This window comes from Sphingomonas sp. MJ1 (PH-R8) (assembly GCF_048058635.1).
Taxonomy (GTDB): Bacteria; Pseudomonadota; Alphaproteobacteria; order Sphingomonadales; family Sphingomonadaceae; genus Sphingomonas.
Genome location: NZ_JBBEFX010000007.1, coordinates 1 through 18,109 on the forward strand (window position 1 = coordinate 1; position 18,109 = coordinate 18,109).

The 18,109-nt window shown below is 67.9% G+C and carries 9 protein-coding genes and 2 pseudogenes; 6 read left to right on the top strand and 5 right to left on the bottom strand.

From position 1 onward, the window contains the following. From VPH46_RS07895 to VPH46_RS07905, 3 genes and pseudogenes are all read left to right on the top strand, one after another. Nucleotides 1-651, top strand: a pseudogene (locus VPH46_RS07895) (hypothetical protein); the annotation flags it as partial. Nucleotides 652-801: 150 nt separating this feature from the next. Beyond that, a complete protein-coding gene (locus tag VPH46_RS07900) occupies nucleotides 802-3,075 on the top strand; it encodes a TonB-dependent siderophore receptor (RefSeq protein WP_416610283.1) in 2,274 nt (757 codons plus the stop codon). A gap of 32 nt (nucleotides 3,076-3,107) precedes the next feature. After that, the gene (locus VPH46_RS07905; RefSeq protein ID WP_239434360.1) at nucleotides 3,108-3,737 is read left to right on the top strand and encodes a DUF4198 domain-containing protein; all 630 of its coding nucleotides are present in this window, start codon (nucleotides 3,108-3,110) and stop codon (nucleotides 3,735-3,737) included. Between the two features lie 80 nt (nucleotides 3,738-3,817). Here VPH46_RS07905 and VPH46_RS07910 read toward each other — a convergent pair whose 3' ends face one another. Continuing rightward, on the bottom strand, nucleotides 3,818-6,841 hold the full coding sequence (locus VPH46_RS07910) for a TonB-dependent receptor plug domain-containing protein (RefSeq protein WP_416610285.1): 3,024 nt from the start codon (nucleotides 6,839-6,841) through the stop codon (nucleotides 3,818-3,820). A gap of 118 nt (nucleotides 6,842-6,959) precedes the next feature. Then, a pseudogene (locus VPH46_RS07915) lies at nucleotides 6,960-9,997 on the bottom strand (glycosyl hydrolase family 28-related protein). Nucleotides 9,998-10,203: 206 nt separating this feature from the next. Between VPH46_RS07915 and VPH46_RS07920 the strand changes: the two are divergent. Then, the gene (locus VPH46_RS07920) at nucleotides 10,204-10,701 is read left to right on the top strand and encodes a gluconokinase (RefSeq protein ID WP_416610461.1); all 498 of its coding nucleotides are present in this window, start codon (nucleotides 10,204-10,206) and stop codon (nucleotides 10,699-10,701) included. A gap of 14 nt (nucleotides 10,702-10,715) precedes the next feature. Here the strand turns inward: VPH46_RS07920 and VPH46_RS07925 are convergent, their stop codons facing one another. Then, nucleotides 10,716-11,393 (bottom strand): FadR/GntR family transcriptional regulator, encoded by a 678-nt coding sequence (locus VPH46_RS07925; RefSeq protein ID WP_416610286.1) that lies wholly within the window; start codon nucleotides 11,391-11,393, stop codon nucleotides 10,716-10,718. A 42-nt stretch (nucleotides 11,394-11,435) separates the two neighbouring features. After that, on the bottom strand, nucleotides 11,436-12,782 hold the full coding sequence (locus VPH46_RS07930) for a GntP family permease (RefSeq protein ID WP_416610288.1): 1,347 nt from the start codon (nucleotides 12,780-12,782) through the stop codon (nucleotides 11,436-11,438). Nucleotides 12,783-13,055: 273 nt separating this feature from the next. Between VPH46_RS07930 and VPH46_RS07935 the strand changes: the two genes are divergently transcribed. Both VPH46_RS07935 and VPH46_RS07940 read left to right on the top strand, forming a co-directional pair. Continuing rightward, nucleotides 13,056-13,322: a helix-turn-helix domain-containing protein gene (locus VPH46_RS07935; protein WP_239555229.1), complete on the top strand. Its 267-nt coding sequence runs from the start codon at nucleotides 13,056-13,058 to the stop codon at nucleotides 13,320-13,322. 93 nt (nucleotides 13,323-13,415) lie between these two features. After that, entirely contained in the window at nucleotides 13,416-16,415 is a 3,000-nt protein-coding gene (locus VPH46_RS07940; protein WP_416610290.1) for a glycosyl hydrolase family 28-related protein, read from the top strand. A 39-nt stretch (nucleotides 16,416-16,454) separates the two neighbouring features. Here the strand turns inward: VPH46_RS07940 and VPH46_RS07945 are convergent, their stop codons facing one another. Then, nucleotides 16,455-18,101, bottom strand: coding sequence for an alkaline phosphatase D family protein (locus tag VPH46_RS07945; RefSeq protein WP_416610292.1), 1,647 nt, complete (start codon nucleotides 18,099-18,101; stop codon nucleotides 16,455-16,457). Between the last annotated feature and the right edge of the window lie 8 nt (nucleotides 18,102-18,109).

The following is an 18,109-nucleotide window of genomic DNA, read 5'->3' on the forward strand; positions in this document are numbered from 1 at the left end:
ATCGTCGGCTGTCCGTTCGCGCCGATGATCGACGGCGTGCCGCCGGAAGTCTCGCTGAACCACGTCAGCCCGCCGCCGCCGCCACCGCCCGAGGACTTGGGGGACCTGAAACTCTATCGCGTGCCCGAACCGGTGACGGTTCAGGGCCGTGCCCAGAAACAAGTCGCGCTGCTGGGGCGTACGGGCGTGCCCTTCGAACGGCGCTACCGGCGCCCGATCCCCATCGGTGCGGCGCTCTCGCCCATGCCTACTGCCGTGGTGTTGGTGATGCGCAACCGTAAGGAAGCCGGCCTCGGCCTGGCCCTGCCGTCCGGGAGCACGGCGGCTTATGCCGAGCGGCAGGGGGGCGAAACCCTGCTGCTGGGGCTGGGGGCGCTCGACGACCGGGCGGAGGGCGAAACCTTCCGGATCGGAGCCGGCGTCAGCACGCAGGTGCTGGTCGAACAGCGGACAGAGAAGCCCGGCGAGGCGCGGATCCGCGTGACCAATGCCAATCCGTTTCCCGTGGCGCTGGAGATACCGATACAGGTCGGCACTGCCGACGTGGATCTGAAGATCGAGGGGGACGCTCCCGTGGCAGCGGACGGGCTCCGCACCTGGTCGCCGACGGTGGCGGCGGGTTCGGAGGCGGAACTCCGCTACCGCTACTGATCGGGAACGGAGCTTTGTGCGCCGCCGCCGGGTTGGCCGCAACTGCTCGAACGAGCCTTGGGGGGAAATTAGCCCTCGTTCTGTTGATACTGCTAGTGACTCGCAACTTGCCTTCGGCTAGAGGCCCCGCAACATCAAAGGGGGATCCCAATGCGTTTGCCGAAGAGCCTGTTGTCGAGCGTCGCCACCGCCTGCCTGGGCGTAGCCACTGCACATGCGGCGCCCGTTGCCGACGACGCGCAGGTGCGGTCGGAGGACGCTAGCAGCGACGAGGTGGTCGTGGTCGGCAAGAGCTACGGCCGCGAGGTCGGCAAGACCGTCACCCCGCTCAAGGACATGCCCAACACGGTCACCCTGATCGACCGGGAACAGATCGAGGCGCAGAACCTGTTCACGCTGGAGGACGCGATGACCGCGACCAACGGCATCACCGTCACCGGCATCGGCAGCGAGGACCCGTCCTTCATGTCGCGCGGCTTTGCGATCACCAACTACCTGATCGACGGCGTGCCGACGCTGTCGTTCGGCTTCCCGGGGGTGGTGCCGGACCTGTTCGCCTATGACCGGCTGGAAGTGCTGCGTGGGCCTGCCGGCCTGTTCAGCGGATCGGGCAATCCGGCCGGCAGCATCAACCTGGTGCGCAAGCGGCCGCTGGAAGCGTTCAAGGTTCAGGCCTCGGCCGGCTATGGCAGCTACGACAATCTGCGGCTTGAGCTCGACGTTTCCGCCCCGCTCGGCGATCGCGCCGGGGTACGCGTGGGCGGCATGCTGCAGGACCAGGACCAGTTCTTCGACGTTGCGCACCGCAACCGGCTTGGCTTCTATGGCATCACCGCGATCGAGATCGGCGATCGGACGACCCTGACGATCGGGGGGAGCTATGACCGGTTCAAGCCGGCGATCCAGTCCGGCCTTCCGGGCTATGCCGGCGGTGCCGACGGCAGCGAGGGCCGCCTGCTCGATGTCGACCGCTCGACCTATCTGGGTGCCGACTGGAACCGCTTCCGCTCGGAGACCTGGACCGCCTATGCCGAGCTGACGCACCGGGTGAGCGACCGCTGGACGCTGCGCGCGACCGGGCTGATGACCGACGTCGACCGGATCGACGTCTACAGCTACATCGGCAACCAGGCAGTGACGCCTGCCAACGGCGGCAACACCAGCCACATCGCCTATCGCGGCGACAATTTCGCCAAGACGCGGTCGTTCGACATGAACGGCGTCGGCAGCTTCCCCCTGTTCGGGCGCGAGCAGACGCTGATCCTGGGCGCCGACTATCAGGCGTCGGATTATGACAGCTATTTCACGCGGCTTTCTAACTATGCGCGCATCAACGTGTTCGATCCGGTTTCGCCGACCGAACCGCCGCTCAACCCCTACGGCCCGCTGCCCTACTATCCGGTGCAGGGGAGCAACGCGACCTGCCCGAACACCAGCACGCCGATCACGCCCGCGCCGGTCAATTGCGTCCTGCAATCCTATGGCGGCACCAGCACGCTCGTCGAGCAGTACGGCCTCTACGGCCAGATGCGGCTACAGCCGGTCGAGGGGCTGACGCTGGTCGGCGGCGGCCGCCTCACCTGGTGGGAGCAGACGACGGAGACCCTGCTGCCCACTCCGGCCGCACCGCGCTCCACGGGCGTGGATGCGCAGCTCACGCCCTATGCGGGCATCGTGTGGGACGTCACCCCGAACCTCAACGTCTACGGCAGCTATGCGGACAGCTTCACGCCGCAGTCGGCACCGGCCGGCCGCACGCGTCCGGATCGCGAACCCGTCAAGCCGCTGATCGGCGACCAATATGAGCTGGGCACCAAGCTGGCGCTGATGGACAATCGGCTGCTGCTTTCGGCGGCGGTTTATCAGCTCACGCAGAGCAACCGACTGTTCAACCCGGCCGACGAGCCGACAATCGTGCTGCAGGTCGGCAAGGTCCGCGCACGCGGGATCGAGGCGGAGGCGACCGGCGAAATCCTGCCTGGCTGGCGGATCAACGGCGGCTATACCTATACCAAGACCGAGTATCTGGAGGACACCCAGCCGCAGTTCGAGGGGCTGTCGCTGACGCCGATCATCCCGAAGCACATGATCAAGGTTTTCACCAACTATGCCCCGCAGGACGGGGTGCTGGCGGGCGCCAGCGTCGGCGGCGGGCTGACGTGGTTCAGCGAGACTTCCGGCGGCACGCCGTCGATCATCGGCGCGAACGGACAGCCGACGATCTCCACCGTCGTGCGCCAGGGAGCCTATGCGGTGCTCGACCTGCGTGCCGGCTACAAGGTCAACGACCAGCTTTCCTTCTCGATCAACGCGAACAACCTACTCGACCGCAGCTATTATTCGCGCATCTCCTCCACCGGGCGCGGCAACTACTACGGCAGCCCGCGCACGGTGTTCGCGACCATCCGGCTCACCTACCCGTGAGCGCCCTCGCTTTCTCGAAAGGACCCTCTGCCATGAAGAAGATGCTGTTCGCCGCCCTGCTGCTGGGTCTCTCGACGGCGGCTCAGGCGCATGAAGTCTGGATCGAGCGCGACGGCGACGGTCCCGCGCGCATCTACCTGGGGGAACCCGCCGAGGCGATGCCCGCGGGCGGCGATCCGGAGTTCGCCAAGCTGAAGGCGCCCAAGTTGCTGAAGGCGCCGAATGCCCGGTTGGAGCGCAAGACCGGCTATCTGGAAGCGGCGCTTCCCGCAGGGGACGTGCGCGCGTGGGACGACACGGTGTTCGCGCCCTGGGGCGAGCCGGGCAAGCAGGAGTCGGTGGTCTATTACGCCCGCGCGGGGCGGACCGAGACGCGGGCTGCCCTTCCGTTCGAGTTCGTGCCTGCCACGGCGGGCGCCGACCGCTTCCGCCTGGTACGCGACGGCAAGCCGGTTGCCGGGAACGAAGTCACGCTGATCGCACCCGACAAGTCGACGCAGAAGCTGGTCACCGATGCCAAGGGCGAAGTGACGGCGCCGGCCGGCGCGAAGGGGCGGTATCTGCTGACGGCGGCGCTCAAGGACGAGGGCGCGTACACGACGCCCGCAGGCCCGGTCGCGGTGCTGCATCGCATCACCACGATCAGCTACCTCGCGAACTGACAAAAACGGCAGCTTCAAGGGCCGAAGCGCTTGAGGCTGCCGTCTGCAGTGGCGGGGTCGGGGGAACCCCGGGGAAGCGGTCAGAAGCGCATCCGCACGCCCAGACGATAGATGCGACCGAGCGTGTCATAGAGCGCGGGATTGACGTCGAGGCCGGTGTTGGTCTGCGGCGACGGTGCCGGATCATGGTCGAACACATTGTCGACTTTGAAGAAGGTCGTGACCTCCTTGGTCACGTTGTACGAGCCGCCGATGTCCAGGTAGAAGGCGCCCTTCATCCGGTTGTAGTCGATGGTCGGATTGTTTCCGGTGGAAACCGGGCAGTCCGAGATGCAGGCCACATACTGGTTGCCGAACACCCCATCCGAGAACCAGCGCTCCTGGAGGGTGAGGCTGAAGCGGTCGTTTTCGTAGGTCTGGACCGCGAGCCATTTCCAGTCCGGCGTGGCGCCGGTGTTGGCACCGGCCTGGTCGACCGTCGCGACGCCCGCGATGCCCGCGTTGACCAGAAATTCCCGCACGTGGGTGCCCAGCGCCCGGACGGTGAAGCTGCCGGGCAGGCCGAGCGGCTGGGTCCATTGGTAGCTCGCCTCGATGTCGAAGCCGCTCGTCTTCCAGGAGGCGAGATTGAACGGCTGGACGTTGACGAAGTTGCCGCCTTGAACGGGGCTGTTGAGCTCGAAGCCGCCGCAAAAGGCCTGGTTGCCCTCGAAGCAGAAGCGGACGATCTGGTCCGGGCTGAGGGTCGAGACGACCCCGTCGAGCTTGATGTTGTAATAGTCGAGCGAGAGGCTGAAGCCGGGCAGCCACGACGGGCGCGAGAGCACGATGCCGACTTCGGTATTGCGGGCGATCTCCGGTTTCAGGTCGGGATTGCCGATGGTGTTCTGGAAGATCTGGACAGCGCGATTGCGGAACGGGTCGGTGAAGTTCGGCACCGTGGTGACCGTCGGCGCGGCGAACAGCTCCGATAGGTTGGGAGCGCGAACGTCGCGCGAGGTGACGGCGCGGAGCCGCAGGCCCTCCAGCGGCGTGTCCCAGGTGCCGCCGACCTTCCATGCCCAGACGGTGCCGGACGTGCTGTAATGGGTGCCGCGGCCGGCGGCGTTCAGGTTCGCACGCCCGATCGAGGGGCTGTCGAACAGGGGTAGGTTGACCTCCAGGAAGCCCTCATACACGTCGTACTTGCCGCTGCCGTTCTTGTAGTTGCCGGCCGCCCAGTTGCTTCCCTGGTCCGCGTTGAGCAGCGGGTCGGCGGGGTATTCGGGGCTGTTGCGGCTCACGTCCATGACGCCGGCGCCATAGGGGTCGGCACGCACGCGATAATATTCGCGCCGGTACTCTGCACCGAACGCCACCGACAAAGGACCAGCCCACAGCTCAACGGGCGCGCCGGAGAAGTTGAGGCTCGCGACATCCTGGGTCAGCTTGGTGTGCTGGAACGGGCCGTTCTCGGGCGTGATATAGGCAAGCGCTGCGGCGGATGGGGCGAAGCCGCCGAAGATGTTGATCGGCTGGCATCCTGCGGCCCGTGCCGCAGGATCGGCGCAGACGACCGCTCCGTTCAGGGTGATCGCGTTGGTCGCGGCGACATAGCGGTTCTGCAGCACGATGTCGTCGACATCGATGTCCGACATGGTGATGCCGTGTTCGTAATAGGCATCATAGGTCCAGTCGCTACCGCCGATGTCGAACTTGCCCTTCAGGCCGCCGACGAAGCGGTATTGCCGGCGATCGGTGCGGACCAGGGGGTCGGGGAAGCTGCCGTTGCTGGTGCCGAAGTTGAACTGGGTGATCCCCGCGGCCGCGCAACGATCGCGTACCAGCTGCGGCAGGAATGCGTTGGCGCACTGCACGGTCAGGTTGGGCCGATTGTAGCCGGGGCTGGGCTGGTTGGAGGTCTTCACCTGCGCCACGTTGACGGTGAGGTAGACCTCGTTGTCCTCGGCGAAGTCGAAGCCGATGCGGCCGAAGCCGTTCAGGCGTTCGAGTTCGGATTTCAGCGACGCGCCTGATCCCGGTGCACCGGAGAGGTCACCGCCGACGCAGAAGCTGTTGCCAGGATAGCAATTGGTGACGCGGCCGGTGCCCGTGGGCGTGCCGCCCGATCCATAGTTGAAGTTGTAGGGCGTACCGTTCTGGTCGAACGCGATCCCCTGAAGCGGCCCGTTGTTGATGAGGCCGTAGAGCGCGTACTGATAGGGTTGCGCATAGTCGCGATAGTTGAACTGCGGGAGCCCGTTGTCGGTTATTCCCGTGTTGAGCAGCGTCGTCGCCCGGTACCAGTTGCGGCCACCCGCCAGGTCCGTGCCGAAGTTGCCAGCGCCGACGCCGCCCTCATGGTCGAACTCGCCGCTGACGATCAGGTGCAGGCGGTCGTCGAGCAGGGCGGTGCCATAGGCTCCCTGCACGAGCACCTGTTCGTCATCGCCATAGTTGGTGATGCCGCCCTGGACGTTCGCCTTGAAGCCCTCGAACCGGGTGTCGGTGATGAAGTTGACGACGCCGCCGACCGCGTCCGAGCCGTAGGAGGCGGAGGCGCCGCCGGTCACGACGTCCACACGCTTGACCAGCAGCTGCGGGAACATGCTGATGTCGGGAACCCCCGTCACGTTCGCGCCGACGACCCGCTGGCCGTCGAGCAGGGTCAGCGTGCGGATGGGGCCGAGGCCGCGCAGCGAGAAGGAGCTGAGGCCCTGGGTGCCGCTCGACGTGCTGAACGTGCCCGTGGAAGCGCCGGTCGAGCCCTGCAGCGACGGCAGCTGCGCGATCGCGTTGAAGATGTTGGGCTGCGCGTTCTTCTGGAGCTGGTCCTCGCCGATCACGGTCGTGGGGGTCGGCGCGTTGAAGCCGGTAGTGATACGGGTGCCGGTCACGACGACCTCGGTGGGCGATGCCTCCGGCTGGGCCGCGGTCGAGCCGGTGATGCCCGGGTCGGCGGGTGTCGCGGTGGTGTCGGTCTGGTCCTGAGGCTCGTTGGGGGGCGTCTGCTGCTGCGCCAGGGCAGGTGCGCCTGCGAGCAAGGCCGCAAGCACCGCAAAGCTGGTAACGTTATCATACGCACGTGTCTTGCAACGACGATCGCGAAGGACCTTGCCCATCATCCATCCCCTCCTTGGTGCCGGCGCGTGCCGGTGGTCCGGCGTGGCGTCGTGTCCGTGTGCGTGCATTCTATCCGATGCCGGCAGGCGCAGCATCTACGACCAAAGTCGAAGGGGCCGGTCAGGGCCGCACCGCGAACAGCGCATGATGGGCGAGGATGAACAGCGTGGCGCCGTCCGGGCCGCCGAACAGCAGTTGGAGCGGACGCTGCGGCACGTCGATGCGCCCTTGCTCGCGCCCGTCGGGGCCGTAGACGAAGATCTCGCCGTTCGCGACGTAGACGCGCCCGTCCGGCCCCACGGCCACGCTTTCGCCGCCGCGCGGCGCAAAGGGCTTGAGGTCGGTGACCGCGCCGCCCGCGCCCAGGAGGCCACTGTAGGTACGATCCTCGGAGCCGTTCGCGACATAGACGCGGGAACCCACCGTGCCGTGGACGAAGCCATAGGTGTCGAGCGTGTCCGAGAACCGCCAGCCCCGGTGATCGGCCGGACCCTGCTGCCAGACGCGGTAGGCAGGAAGCGCGATGCTTCCGTCGGGCGAGCGATATTCCAGCGGCTTGGGCAGTGCCATGTCGCGCGCGAACATCTCTGCCAGCGTCGTGAAGCGGTCGGTCGCGGGATCATATTGGTCGCGGAACTCGCCGTTGTTCCAGAAGCTCGCCGGCAGGGCGATACGCCCGCCCGTGGCGGCGGAGGCGGGAGTCGGCGCGATGATCCGCGGCGCCTGGGGAGCCGCGGGATCGATGCTGTACACCGTCGCGGCCGGGCCGGCGGACGACAGCACCATCAGCTTACCGGAGCGGTCGACCGTGAGGTTGACCGGATCGAGCGGCGCGTCGGCGACGATCGACAGCCCCTCCTTCTCCGACCAGCCATGGATGCGCTGGAACTGACGGTCGACGAAATAGAGCTTGCCCGCCGGGTCCACGGCGCCACCGCCGAGCGAATAGAAGCCGTCCGCCAGCATGCGTACCGGCGCGAGCGAGGGGCTGGCTGCCGGTGCCGGCGCCTCCGTCACGTCGAGCACCGCAAACTCGCGTTCGCGCACCGCGGCGCGGCGAGTCACGTCGACGATCGCGTCCTCATACGGGTATTTGCTGGCGCGCAGGTAGGTCCCGCACCCGTTGCCGTCGCAGGTGGCAAAGCCGCTCTCGGCATTCACGTGCACGTTGCGGAAGCGGATGCCGCTCGAACCCTCCAGCGTCACGGCTGCGGGCGCGGGCTGGAGCGAGCGGGTGACTCGATAGGCGTGCAGATTGGCAAAGAGGATGTCGCGCGAATTGCGGACCTCCAGCGCCACCGCGTCCCGGCTCTCGCCCGCCTCCTCCTCCGTCTGCGGCGCCAGGAACTGCCAGTTGCGGACGCGGTCGAGCACGATCTCGGCGCGGCGGTGATGCTCGGCCGACATCTGGTAGACGTAGCCCGGCGTGCTGGTGTCCGACACGTAGAGCCCCGCCTGGGCATAGGTGTTGGGCGTCCACAGCCCGTTGAAGGTGCCGCCGCCGCCGTCGGTGACCCATAGGCTGGCATATTGGCCGTCCCAGCGCTTCTTGGGGTCGAGGTCGGCCGTGTGGTTGGCGTTATAGGGATCGAAGCGGCTGCCGTCGGCGAGGAAGGTGCCGTGACCGCCCTGGAACTTGACGTCGTCTACCAGCGATCGTTCGCCGGCGCGCCATAACAGCGCCGTCGCACGCGGATTGGTGCCGCCCGTGAACAGGCCGAGGCCGGAGACGATCGCGTCCCCGCCTTTCGCGCTCTCGATCAGTGCGCGCGGGCTGCCGACGCCTCGGAAGGGCGCACTGTCCTCGGTCAGGACGATCTGCGTCATGCTGGGATGCAGGCCGATCAGCACGCTGTCGGGGCGCAGCTTCAGCGTGTCGGAGACGCGATAGAAGCCGGCCGGAAAGTAGAGCACCCGGCGGCTGTCGATCGCGCGCTGGATCGCGGCGGTGTCGTCGGTCGCATTGTCCCCGCGCACCCCCAGGTCCCGCACGTTCACCCAGTCGGCGACCGGTGGCAGCAGGCGGATCGCGTGATCGCGGCGACGCGGGGTGCCCGAGAGCGGCGCGGCATCCATGCGCGTCGCGTAGCTGCCGGTCGCGCCCAGCGCCGGCACGGTCAGCCCATAGGTGAACTCGCGCACGCGGTAGCGGCTCCCTTTGCCGGCCACCGTCTGGCCGCTGTCGCGAAAGCGCGCGAAGACGGGCGTACCCGTCGCCACGGCATTGTCGAAGCCAACCTGCGTGTACGCATTGCCTTCGTTGCTGATGATGACGCCGGCTTGCGAGACATTCTCGAAGCGGACGTCCTTGCCCCACAGCCAGTCGCCATAGCCGCGGTCGATTTCGATCCCGACTGGCACGTTGCGGAAGCTGGTGTTGACCAGCGTGAGGCCTGCCTCGTGCTCGCGGATTGCGGCGTCACGCTGTCCTTCGAAGCTCGAGTCCAGCAGCGTGTATTGCCAGGCCGGCGAGGGTTTCTCGGTGAGGATGCCATAGCGGCCCCCGAAGAAGCGCAGGTTCTGACCGAGGTTTCCGACCTGGTAGATGCCGGCGAGGGCGGAGCCGAGGTGGAAGTCGATGTGGCTCAGATAAGTGTGCTGGGCGGTGTGGAAGCGAACCGCGGTCGCTGCCGGATTGCCGCTGCCGATCTCGAAGTCGACGTTCGCCATGGCCGAGTAGAAGGTGCCGGAATTGGCGTCCGCGATGCCGGGATTGAAGGGAACGCTGGTGGGTGGCGGCACGGGTACGCGCGGACCCGCCCCGTCGGGTGCGGGGCGGTTGCCGGTGAAGAAGATCATGTTGCCGACGCCGCTCTGGAAGCCGGGCGTGTTGGGTGCCAGCACGAAGACCGGCCGCTTCTTGCCGACCCCGAACAGGCGCACGCCCGGCCAGACATACAGCGTACGGGTGATCCGGTACCGGCCGGAGGAAGGAACACGAGACCGCCGCCGCCCTGGCCCGCGGCCGCGTCGATCGCCTGCTGAATCGCGGCGCTGTCGTCGGTGGTGCCATCGCCCTGCGCCGACACGGTGATTGCGCGCGGGTCGTTCGGTGCGGTGGCGTAGACGGAGGTCGAGCCGGGCGCCGCCAGTGCCGGCAGGGCAGTGCCGGCGAGCAGCAGCGCCGGGAACAGACGAAGGGCGGTGCTGGCTGTCATGGCGATGCGTTCCTTGATCGCTGCGCGAGTGTGCCGGCCTGGATAGTTGGCGGTCCCAAGGGTGGCGACCTCGACCAAGGTCGCAATGGTCAAGCAGGCAGCCAGACCCAATACCGCCCGTGCAACACGGCCGGCCGGCCAAAGCTGAGGGCACTGGCGTGCAGGCACAACGGCAAGGGATCGATCGACCGCGCGCGGTCGTCGTGATGGGGGTGAGCGGTACGGGCAAGACCACGCTCTCGGTCAAGCTGGGGGCCGAACTCGGCTGCCCCGTGCTGGAGGGCGATGCCTTTCACTCGGCCGCGAGCGTCGCGAAGATGCGGGCCGGCCAGCCTCTGACCGATCAAGATCGCTGGCCCTGGCTCGAACGGCTGGGCCACGCGATCGGCGAGGCAAGCTCGACTAAGGGGATCGCCATCGCAGCCTGTTCGGCGCTGAAGCGCGCCTATCGCGAGCGGCTGGCCGCGACGTCGGCGGTGCCGATGTACTTCGTCCTGCTCGACACCGCTCGCGAGGAGATCGCGCGGCGCATGGCGACCCGGGATGGCCATTACATGCCGCCCAGCCTGCTCGACAGCCAGTTGGCGACGCTGGAGCGTCCCGGGCCGGACGAGCGCGCCTTGGCGCTGGATGCGGCGCTGGCGCCGGAAAGGCTGTGCGCCGAGGTTCGTGCGTGGCTCGACATGGCGCCCGCGTCCCGCTGAGGCAGGAGCGGCGCTCACGGCATCAGTCGCTTGCGCCCTTGCGACAGATGCCACCGCATGGCGAGCGCTGCACCATCGGCGTCGCGGGCGCGGATCGCGTCCACGATCGCGTCATGCTCGTCCATCATCGCGCCGATCACCTCGGGCGGGCGGGCGCGCGAGATTTCGACGCCTGCGCGCAGGATCTGCATCACCGCATCCTGCAGGTGATCGAAGACCGGCGGGAACGCCGCGTTGCCGGTGGCCTCCGCGATGCTGCGGTGAAGAAGCCAGTCCTCGTCATGCGCGGGCGCGTTCGAGAGGAGCGCGGCGCGCAGCGCGCTCAGCGCCCGCTCGATCGTCTCCAGTTGCTGGTGCGAACGCCGCTGGGCGGCCAGCCGTGCCGCCTCCGCCTCCAACACGAAGCGGACCTCGTATGTGCCCAGCGTCGCCGCCAGAGCATCCATCGGCATGTGCGAGCCGAGCCGGTCCGACGGTCGCCGCTTCACATAGGAGCCGGCACCGCGGCGTGCCTCGGTGATCCCGTCGGAAGCGAGGCGGGCGAGCGCCTCGCGCACGATGGTGCGCGACATGCCGAACAGGTCGGCCAGCCGCGCCTCGGAGGGTAGGCGGTCGCCGCTCACCATCCCCTGGGCGTTGATGATCCGGACGATCTCCGTATAGGCGCGATCCGCCAGGCGTCCTTCGCTCATGGGCGATCCCCCACCCGGTGTGCAGCCCGGCTCTGCCTGCGATCAGACCACATAGCTGAGGGCCAGGACCAGCAGGAGGCCGACCACCGAAATGGCCGTTTCGAGCAGCGACCAGGTGCGGAACGTGTCGGCGGTGCTGGTGCCGACATAGCTCTTAACCAGCCAGAAGCCGGGGTCGTTCACATGGCTGAAGAACACCGATCCGGCGCCCACCGCCAGCACCACCAGTTCGGGGGAGACGCCGGAACCGGCGACCACACCCGGCATGATGCCCACCGCAGTGATCGTCGCCACGGTCGCCGAACCGGCGGCCAGGCGGATGCCGACCGCGATCAGCCAGCCGAGCAGCAGCGGCGAGATGGCGTACATCAGCACGACCCGCGCGAGCAGGTCCGACAGGCCGGCCGTCACCAGCACCTGCTTGAGCGCGCCGCCCGCACCGATCGCGAGCAGGATCGCACCGGCAGCACCCATGGTTTCGAACCAGACCGCGTCCTGGATCGCTGCCTCGCGCAGGCGCCGTCCGAACAGCAGCGGCAGCGCGAGGAGGTTGGCGATCAGCAACGCCACGACCGGGTTGCTCGCGGCGGCAAGCGCCGTGTTGCCGCGCAGCCCGGGCAGCATCTGCCCGATCTCGCCCGCGGCGATCAGGACGACAGGAAGAAGCACGATGAGCAGTGCGCTCCCGCGCCCGGGTGTCGCGATGTCCAGCCGGTGGTCGGTGAGAACCGGCGCCTCCAGCCGCACGCCGCGTGCGGTGACCTTTGCCAGCATCGGCCCTGCCACGATCGCCGTCGGGATCGCGATTACGATGCCGTAGAGCATCGTGCGGCCGAGGTCGGCGCCCAGCGCCTCGACGGCGAGCAGCGGACCAGGATGCGGGGGCACCAGCGCGTGGACGACGCCCAGGCCTGCGAGCGCCGGCATGATCAGGCGCAGCTTGGCCGCATCCCGTTCCGCTGGATCGTCGCCCGCCATCGTTTCGGCTGCCGCGACCACGATCGGCAGCAACAGCACCAGGCCCGTCTCGAAGAACAGCGGCAGGCCGATGACGATCGCGATGCCCAGAGTAGCCCAGGGTGCGGCGCGGGCGCCCGTGAGCTGTAGCGCCCCCTTCGCCAGCGTGGCGGCGCCGCCCGACAGATGCAGCATCGCGCCGAGCGACAGGCCGAGCGCCACGACCAGGCCGGTGCCGCCGATGATGTCGCCGACGCCCTTCTGCACCGCCTTGGCAGTTTCCGGCAGGGGAAGGCCTGCGAGCAGACCGACGGTGAACGCGCCGCAGAGCAGACCGATGAAGGGGTGGAGGCGGCCGCGCACGATCATCAGCACCGCCAGCAGAATGCCGCCCAGCGCCGCGCCGATCAGGCGAAGGTCTTCGCCGGTCATCCTGCGAGCCCGTGGAAATACGCGCGAGAAACCAGCGCTTCGGCCATCGACATCCCTCCCAAGGGTCTGGCGGCATTTTGCCTTCCGCCTATAGCTGTAGGACAGGTTTTTGCGGATCAGCAATGAAAAAGGCTTGATCAGGCCCAAATAGAGGGATCATACTCAAAACCTGTCCAACCGAATCCACAAGAGTGGAGCGCTGGACCAAGAGGCCGCCTGGACCGCGCGTCCGGTCGGACAAGGCCAAAGAAGCCGACCAGGAGGAGGATGTCGATGGGAGGGACCGCCCAACAGACTCGCCGATCCGAACCGCTCGCGAGCCACGCGGCCGAGTTCGGTCTGGCGCAACTGACACCTACGCAGATCAAGGTTCTGCGCGGTGTCCACTCAGGGCTACTCAACAAGCAGATCGCCTTCGACCTTGGCATCGCCGAGGCGACAGTGAAGGCGCACATGACCGCATTGATGCGCAAGCTGAACGTGCGCAACCGTACCCAGGTGGCGATCGCCGCACAGGCGCTGGCCCACCACCTTTCCTGAGATCACCGCTACGCACGGGCCGGAACCCGGCTGCATTCGGCGCTTCCGTCCGTGCGAAAATGATAACGATACCAGAACAGAGGGAGATGATGGATGAAGGCGACCTGGCTGCTCGGCGCGGCGGCATTGATGCTGCCCGCCCCGGTTCTGGCAAAGTCATCATCGGTCTACCTCCAGGCTCCCGACGACCCGCGTGCGATCACCGTCCGGGGCGTCGGCGACGGACGCGCAGACGATAGTGCGGCGATCCAGCAGGCGATCGATGCCGCAGCGGAAGGCGGTCACGGGGGCGTGGTCTTCCTTCCCTCCGGCCGATACCGCATCAGCCGCACCATCTTCGTGAAGTCCGCCGTGCGGGTGTTCGGCGTCGGCGTCACTCGTCCGGAAATCATCCTGGGCGACAACACCGCCGGCTTCGGCTCGGGCGTCGCGGCGATGGTGGCCTTCACAGGCGAGGATCAATATCGTGTCGGCAAGGCGCCGGTGCCGCCGCGCACCAGCGTGCCGTTCGATCCCAGCATCTTCGATGCCACGTCGAGCACCTTTTACTCGGCGCTGTCCAACGTGGATTTCCGCATCGGCGCGGGCAATGCGGGCGCGGTCGCGGTGCGTTTCCGCGTCGCGCAGCACGGCTATCTGCGCCACGTCGACTTCCACATCGGCTCCGGGCTCGCGGGGGTCTACCAGGCGGGCAACGAGTTCGAGAACCTCCGCTTCTACGGCGGCCGCTATGGCATCATGTCGGAAAAGACATCGCCTGCCTGGCAGTTCACGCTGATCGATTCCGAGTTCCAGGGCCAGCGCGATGCCGCGATCCGCGAGCATGAGGTCGACCTGACGCTGGTGAACGTCGCCATCCGCGACACGCCGGTCGGGATTGAGATCGACCGCGGCTATTCGGACTCGCTGTTCGGCAAGCAGGTGCGGTTCGAGAATGTCTCGAACGCGGGCGTGCTGATCTCCGAAGAGAACAACGTCTTCACCCAAGTCGGCTTCGCCGATGCGGTGGCGGTCAACACGCCGACGTTCGCCCGCTTCCGCGACAGCGGGAAGACGGTGGCCGGGTCTGGGGCCCGCTACCAGGTCAAGGACTTCTCCTACGGGCTCAAGCTCGCCGGGCTCGGCACGGTCGGCGACTATGCGACCGACGTCGAGATGGCGCCGCTCGGTCGCACGCCGGCGCGCCCGGCGGCGAAGATCCGCGCGCTGCCGCCCGTGTCGCAATGGACCAACGTCCGCGACCTCGGCGTAAAGGGCGACGACACGACCGACGATACGGCGGCGCTGCAGCGTGCCATCGATAGCCACCGCGTGCTGTATCTGCCGATGGGGCGGTACCGCGTCACCGACACGCTCAAACTGCGCCCGGACAGCGTGCTGATCGCGCTCCATCCGAGCCTCACCCATCTCTACCTGCCGGACGAGACGCCGGCGTTCATGGGCGTCGGTGGGCCCAAGGCGCTGATCCAGAGCGCCAAGGGTGGCAATGCGATCGTCCACGGCCTCGGGCTGTGGACCGGTGGCGTGAACCCGCGCGCGACGGCGCTGCTGTGGCGCGCGGGCGAGGCGTCGGAGGTCAACGACGTCAAGATCCAGGGCGGCGGCGGCACCGTGCTGACCAAGGGCAGCCCGATCGGCTTCGGCGATCCGCGTGCGCGCTTCGACGGGCAATATCCCAGCATCTGGGTGACGGATAGCGGCGGCGGCACCTTTGCCGCGCTGTGGTCGCCCAACACGCTGGCGTCGGCCGGCTTCTACGTTTCGGACACCAAGACGCCGGGGCATGTCTACCAGCTGTCGGCCGAGCACCACTATCGTGCCGAGATCGTGCTCAAGAACGTCGAGAACTGGGAGTTCCTGGCGCCGCAGACCGAGCAGGAGGTGCAGGACGGCGTCAACGCGGTCTCGACCGAATTCCACAACTCCCGCAACATCCTGTTCGCCAACTACCACGGCTATCGCGTGACGCGGTCGATCAAGCCGATGGATGCGGCGGTGAAGCTCTACAACTCGGGCGACATCCGCTTCCGCAACGTCCATGTGAACGCCGAGAGCGGCTTTGCGAGCTGCGACGCGAAGGGCTGCGGCACCTTCACCCGCGTCAGCAAGTTTCCGTTCGAGAACGCGATCAAGGACATGACCCGGCAACAGGAGGTCCGCGAGCGAGAGTTCGCGCGCCTCGATCTGCCTGCCGCGCCCACGGTCGCCGCAACCCAGTCCGGGGTGCCGGTGTCGCCGGGCGTGGAGAAGCTCGCCGACGGCTTCTACTCGATCGCGGGCGGGGCTGTGGATGCCAACGGCAAGCTCTTCTTCATCGACCGCTTCTTTCAGCGCATCCACGGCTGGTCCAAGCCCGAGGGGCTGACGATCGTCGCCGACGCGCCGCTCGACGCGGTCAACCTGGCGGTGGATCGTTCCGGCGACCTGCTGGTGCTCTCCTCGGCCGGTCGGGACGGGACGGTGTTCAGCATCAATCCGAAGAAGCCAGCCGATGTCCGCGTGATCGCACCGACGCCGGTCCGCGCGCGCAACGGCGCCTCGACCCTGCTCCCGGTCAACGTCTGGGCGAATGGCGAGTTCGCCGACCGCATCGATCCCGCGACCTACGCCTACCCGCCGCTGTCCCACTTCTTCGTCGACAAGCTGGGGGAGGCGAAGGCGCAGGAATATGTCTCCCCGGACGGATCGCTGGTGCTGCCGGCCTTCCGCGTGTGGAACCAGGGGCCGGACGATCATCGCGGGTGGCGCTGGTCGGACACCCTCGACGCCTATGGGCTGGTCGCGGCCGATGCCGAGGGCCGGGTGGTCGTCACCAACGCATCGGAGAACCGGACCTACAGCGGCCGGGTGGCCGAAAGCGGCCGGATGACCGACCTTAAGATCGTGGCGGATCGCGGCGGCGAGAGCGTGGCCCGGGATGCTGCCGGCAACCTCTATGTCGCGAACGGGCAGGTGTTCGTCTACGGCCCGGACTCGCGCCTGCAGCGGAGGATCGACGTGCCGGAGCGGCCGCTGCAACTGCTATTGGGCGGCCCGGACCGGCGGACGCTCTACATCCTCACCCACCACAGCCTGTACGCGACCGGCATCTGATCGCGGCCGGCGGCGGAGTGTCCCCGCCGCCGGGCCCGCTCAGGCCAAGCGCTGGAGCGGCCCGCGGGAGGTCGCCCGGAAACGGGCGGCCACCGCGGTCGTGTAGGGCTTGGCGACGATGGTGGAGACGGTCGCGAACTCCGCGACCGCCGCCTCCCGCGTGAGCGTCAGGCGGAGGAAGCCCTTGTTGTCCTGATCGCAGAACTGCACTTCCTCGTTCGCGTCCGCGATCAGCCGGCCGATGCCCGGTAGCAGCGAACCGTAGGAAGGGCTGCTGATCGCGGTGGCGCCGAACTCGACCGCGGCAAGCGTGCCCTTCTGGTCGTGGAGGTCGTTGGCCCAGGCGGCGTGGCTGTCGCCGGACAGCACGATCGGCCGCGACCCTGCCCGGCGGAAGCTGGCGTACAGCCGCTCGCGCGCGGCCGGATAGCCGTCCCAGCTGTCGAAGTTGAACGGCAGGCCGGCACGATAGGAGGCGAGCGCCGCGGCCATCCGCTCGCGATAGGCGGCGGGCATCTTCGCCATCATCGCCGCGTAGCGTTCCGCGCCGAGCTGGCGCTCGACGTTGGGGCCAGCGACGCGCGCCATCACCACCTGGTTGCCCAGCACCTGCCACGGCTTGCCCGCCTTCACCGAGGCTGCAAGCACTCCCTCGAGCCAGCGCTGCTGACGCGGGCCCAGCAACTCCCGATCGGCGCGCGCACGCTCCGCCATCATCGGCGCATAATCGGCTTGGGTAGGAGCCGCGCCCTTGGCCGCGACCTGGCGCGCGCGGGCGAGAAGGCGGGTCTCGACCATCGCCAGGGTCGCTAGGTCGCCGAATTCGAAGCTGCGGTTGATCGCGTCCCACGGCTCGCCCGGGCGCGGTTCGCGGATCGGCATCCATTCGAAATAGGCCTGCATTGCTGCCGCCTTGCGCTTTTCCCAGTCGCCCTCGGTGCCGGCGTCGTGGTTCTCGGCGCCGTGCATCCAGCTGTCGTTGGCAACCTCATGATCGTCCCACACGCAGATGAAGGCGGCGCGGGCGTGGGCTGCCTGCATGTCCGGGTCGCGCTTCACCTGCGCGTGGCGGAGGCGGTAATCGGCGAGCGTCAGGATCTCGTGCCGCGGCTCGGGGAGGCGACCGAGCTTGGCGCCCATCTCCGCGCCATATCCTTCCGCGCCATATTCATAGATATAGTCGCCCAGGTGAAGCACCGCGTCGAGCCGGTCGCTGCGCGCGATCGCGTCATAGGCGTTGTAGAGCCCGCCCGGATAGAGCTGGCAGGAGACCACCGCGAACACCAGTTCCGCCGTCGCGCCGGTCGGGAGCGTGCGGAAGCGGCCGACCGGCGAGCGCGTGCCGTCTCCGCTCGTGAACCAGAACCAATATTCGGTGCCGGCGGAAAGGCCGCTGGCCGCGACCTTGACGGTGAAATCGCGTGCCGCGCGGGCCACGACCTCGCCGGAGGCGATCGGCGCTGCGTCTGCGGCCGGGGCTACGTGCCAGCGTAGCGGAACGTCGGCGTTGGACCCGGCGGGCGGGGTGGCTCGCGTCCACAGGATCGCGCCGTCTGCGGCGGGATCGCCGCTCGCGACACCATGGTCGAAGCGGCCCGTGGCCGGTGCCGCGCCGGCGCCTGCGGGCAACGTCAGGGCGAGGCCCGTCCCCAGCAGGGACAGGGCGCCGCGGCGGTTGATCGTCATCGAAAATG

Bases quoted from the DNA above. Each gene is read 5' to 3' on its own strand.
- VPH46_RS07900 (WP_416610283.1), top strand. From the start codon at position 802: ATGCGTTTGCCGAAGAGCCTGTTGTCGAGCGTCGCCACCGCCTGCCTG.
- VPH46_RS07905 (WP_239434360.1), top strand. From the start codon at position 3,108: ATGAAGAAGATGCTGTTCGCCGCCCTGCTGCTGGGTCTCTCGACGGCG.
- VPH46_RS07910 (WP_416610285.1), bottom strand. From the start codon at position 6,841: ATGATGGGCAAGGTCCTTCGCGATCGTCGTTGCAAGACACGTGCGTAT.
- VPH46_RS07920 (WP_416610461.1), top strand. From the start codon at position 10,204: ATGGGGGTGAGCGGTACGGGCAAGACCACGCTCTCGGTCAAGCTGGGG.
- VPH46_RS07925 (WP_416610286.1), bottom strand. From the start codon at position 11,393: ATGAGCGAAGGACGCCTGGCGGATCGCGCCTATACGGAGATCGTCCGG.
- VPH46_RS07930 (WP_416610288.1), bottom strand. From the start codon at position 12,782: ATGACCGGCGAAGACCTTCGCCTGATCGGCGCGGCGCTGGGCGGCATT.
- VPH46_RS07935 (WP_239555229.1), top strand. From the start codon at position 13,056: ATGGGAGGGACCGCCCAACAGACTCGCCGATCCGAACCGCTCGCGAGC.
- VPH46_RS07940 (WP_416610290.1), top strand. From the start codon at position 13,416: ATGAAGGCGACCTGGCTGCTCGGCGCGGCGGCATTGATGCTGCCCGCC.
- VPH46_RS07945 (WP_416610292.1), bottom strand. From the start codon at position 18,101: ATGACGATCAACCGCCGCGGCGCCCTGTCCCTGCTGGGGACGGGCCTC.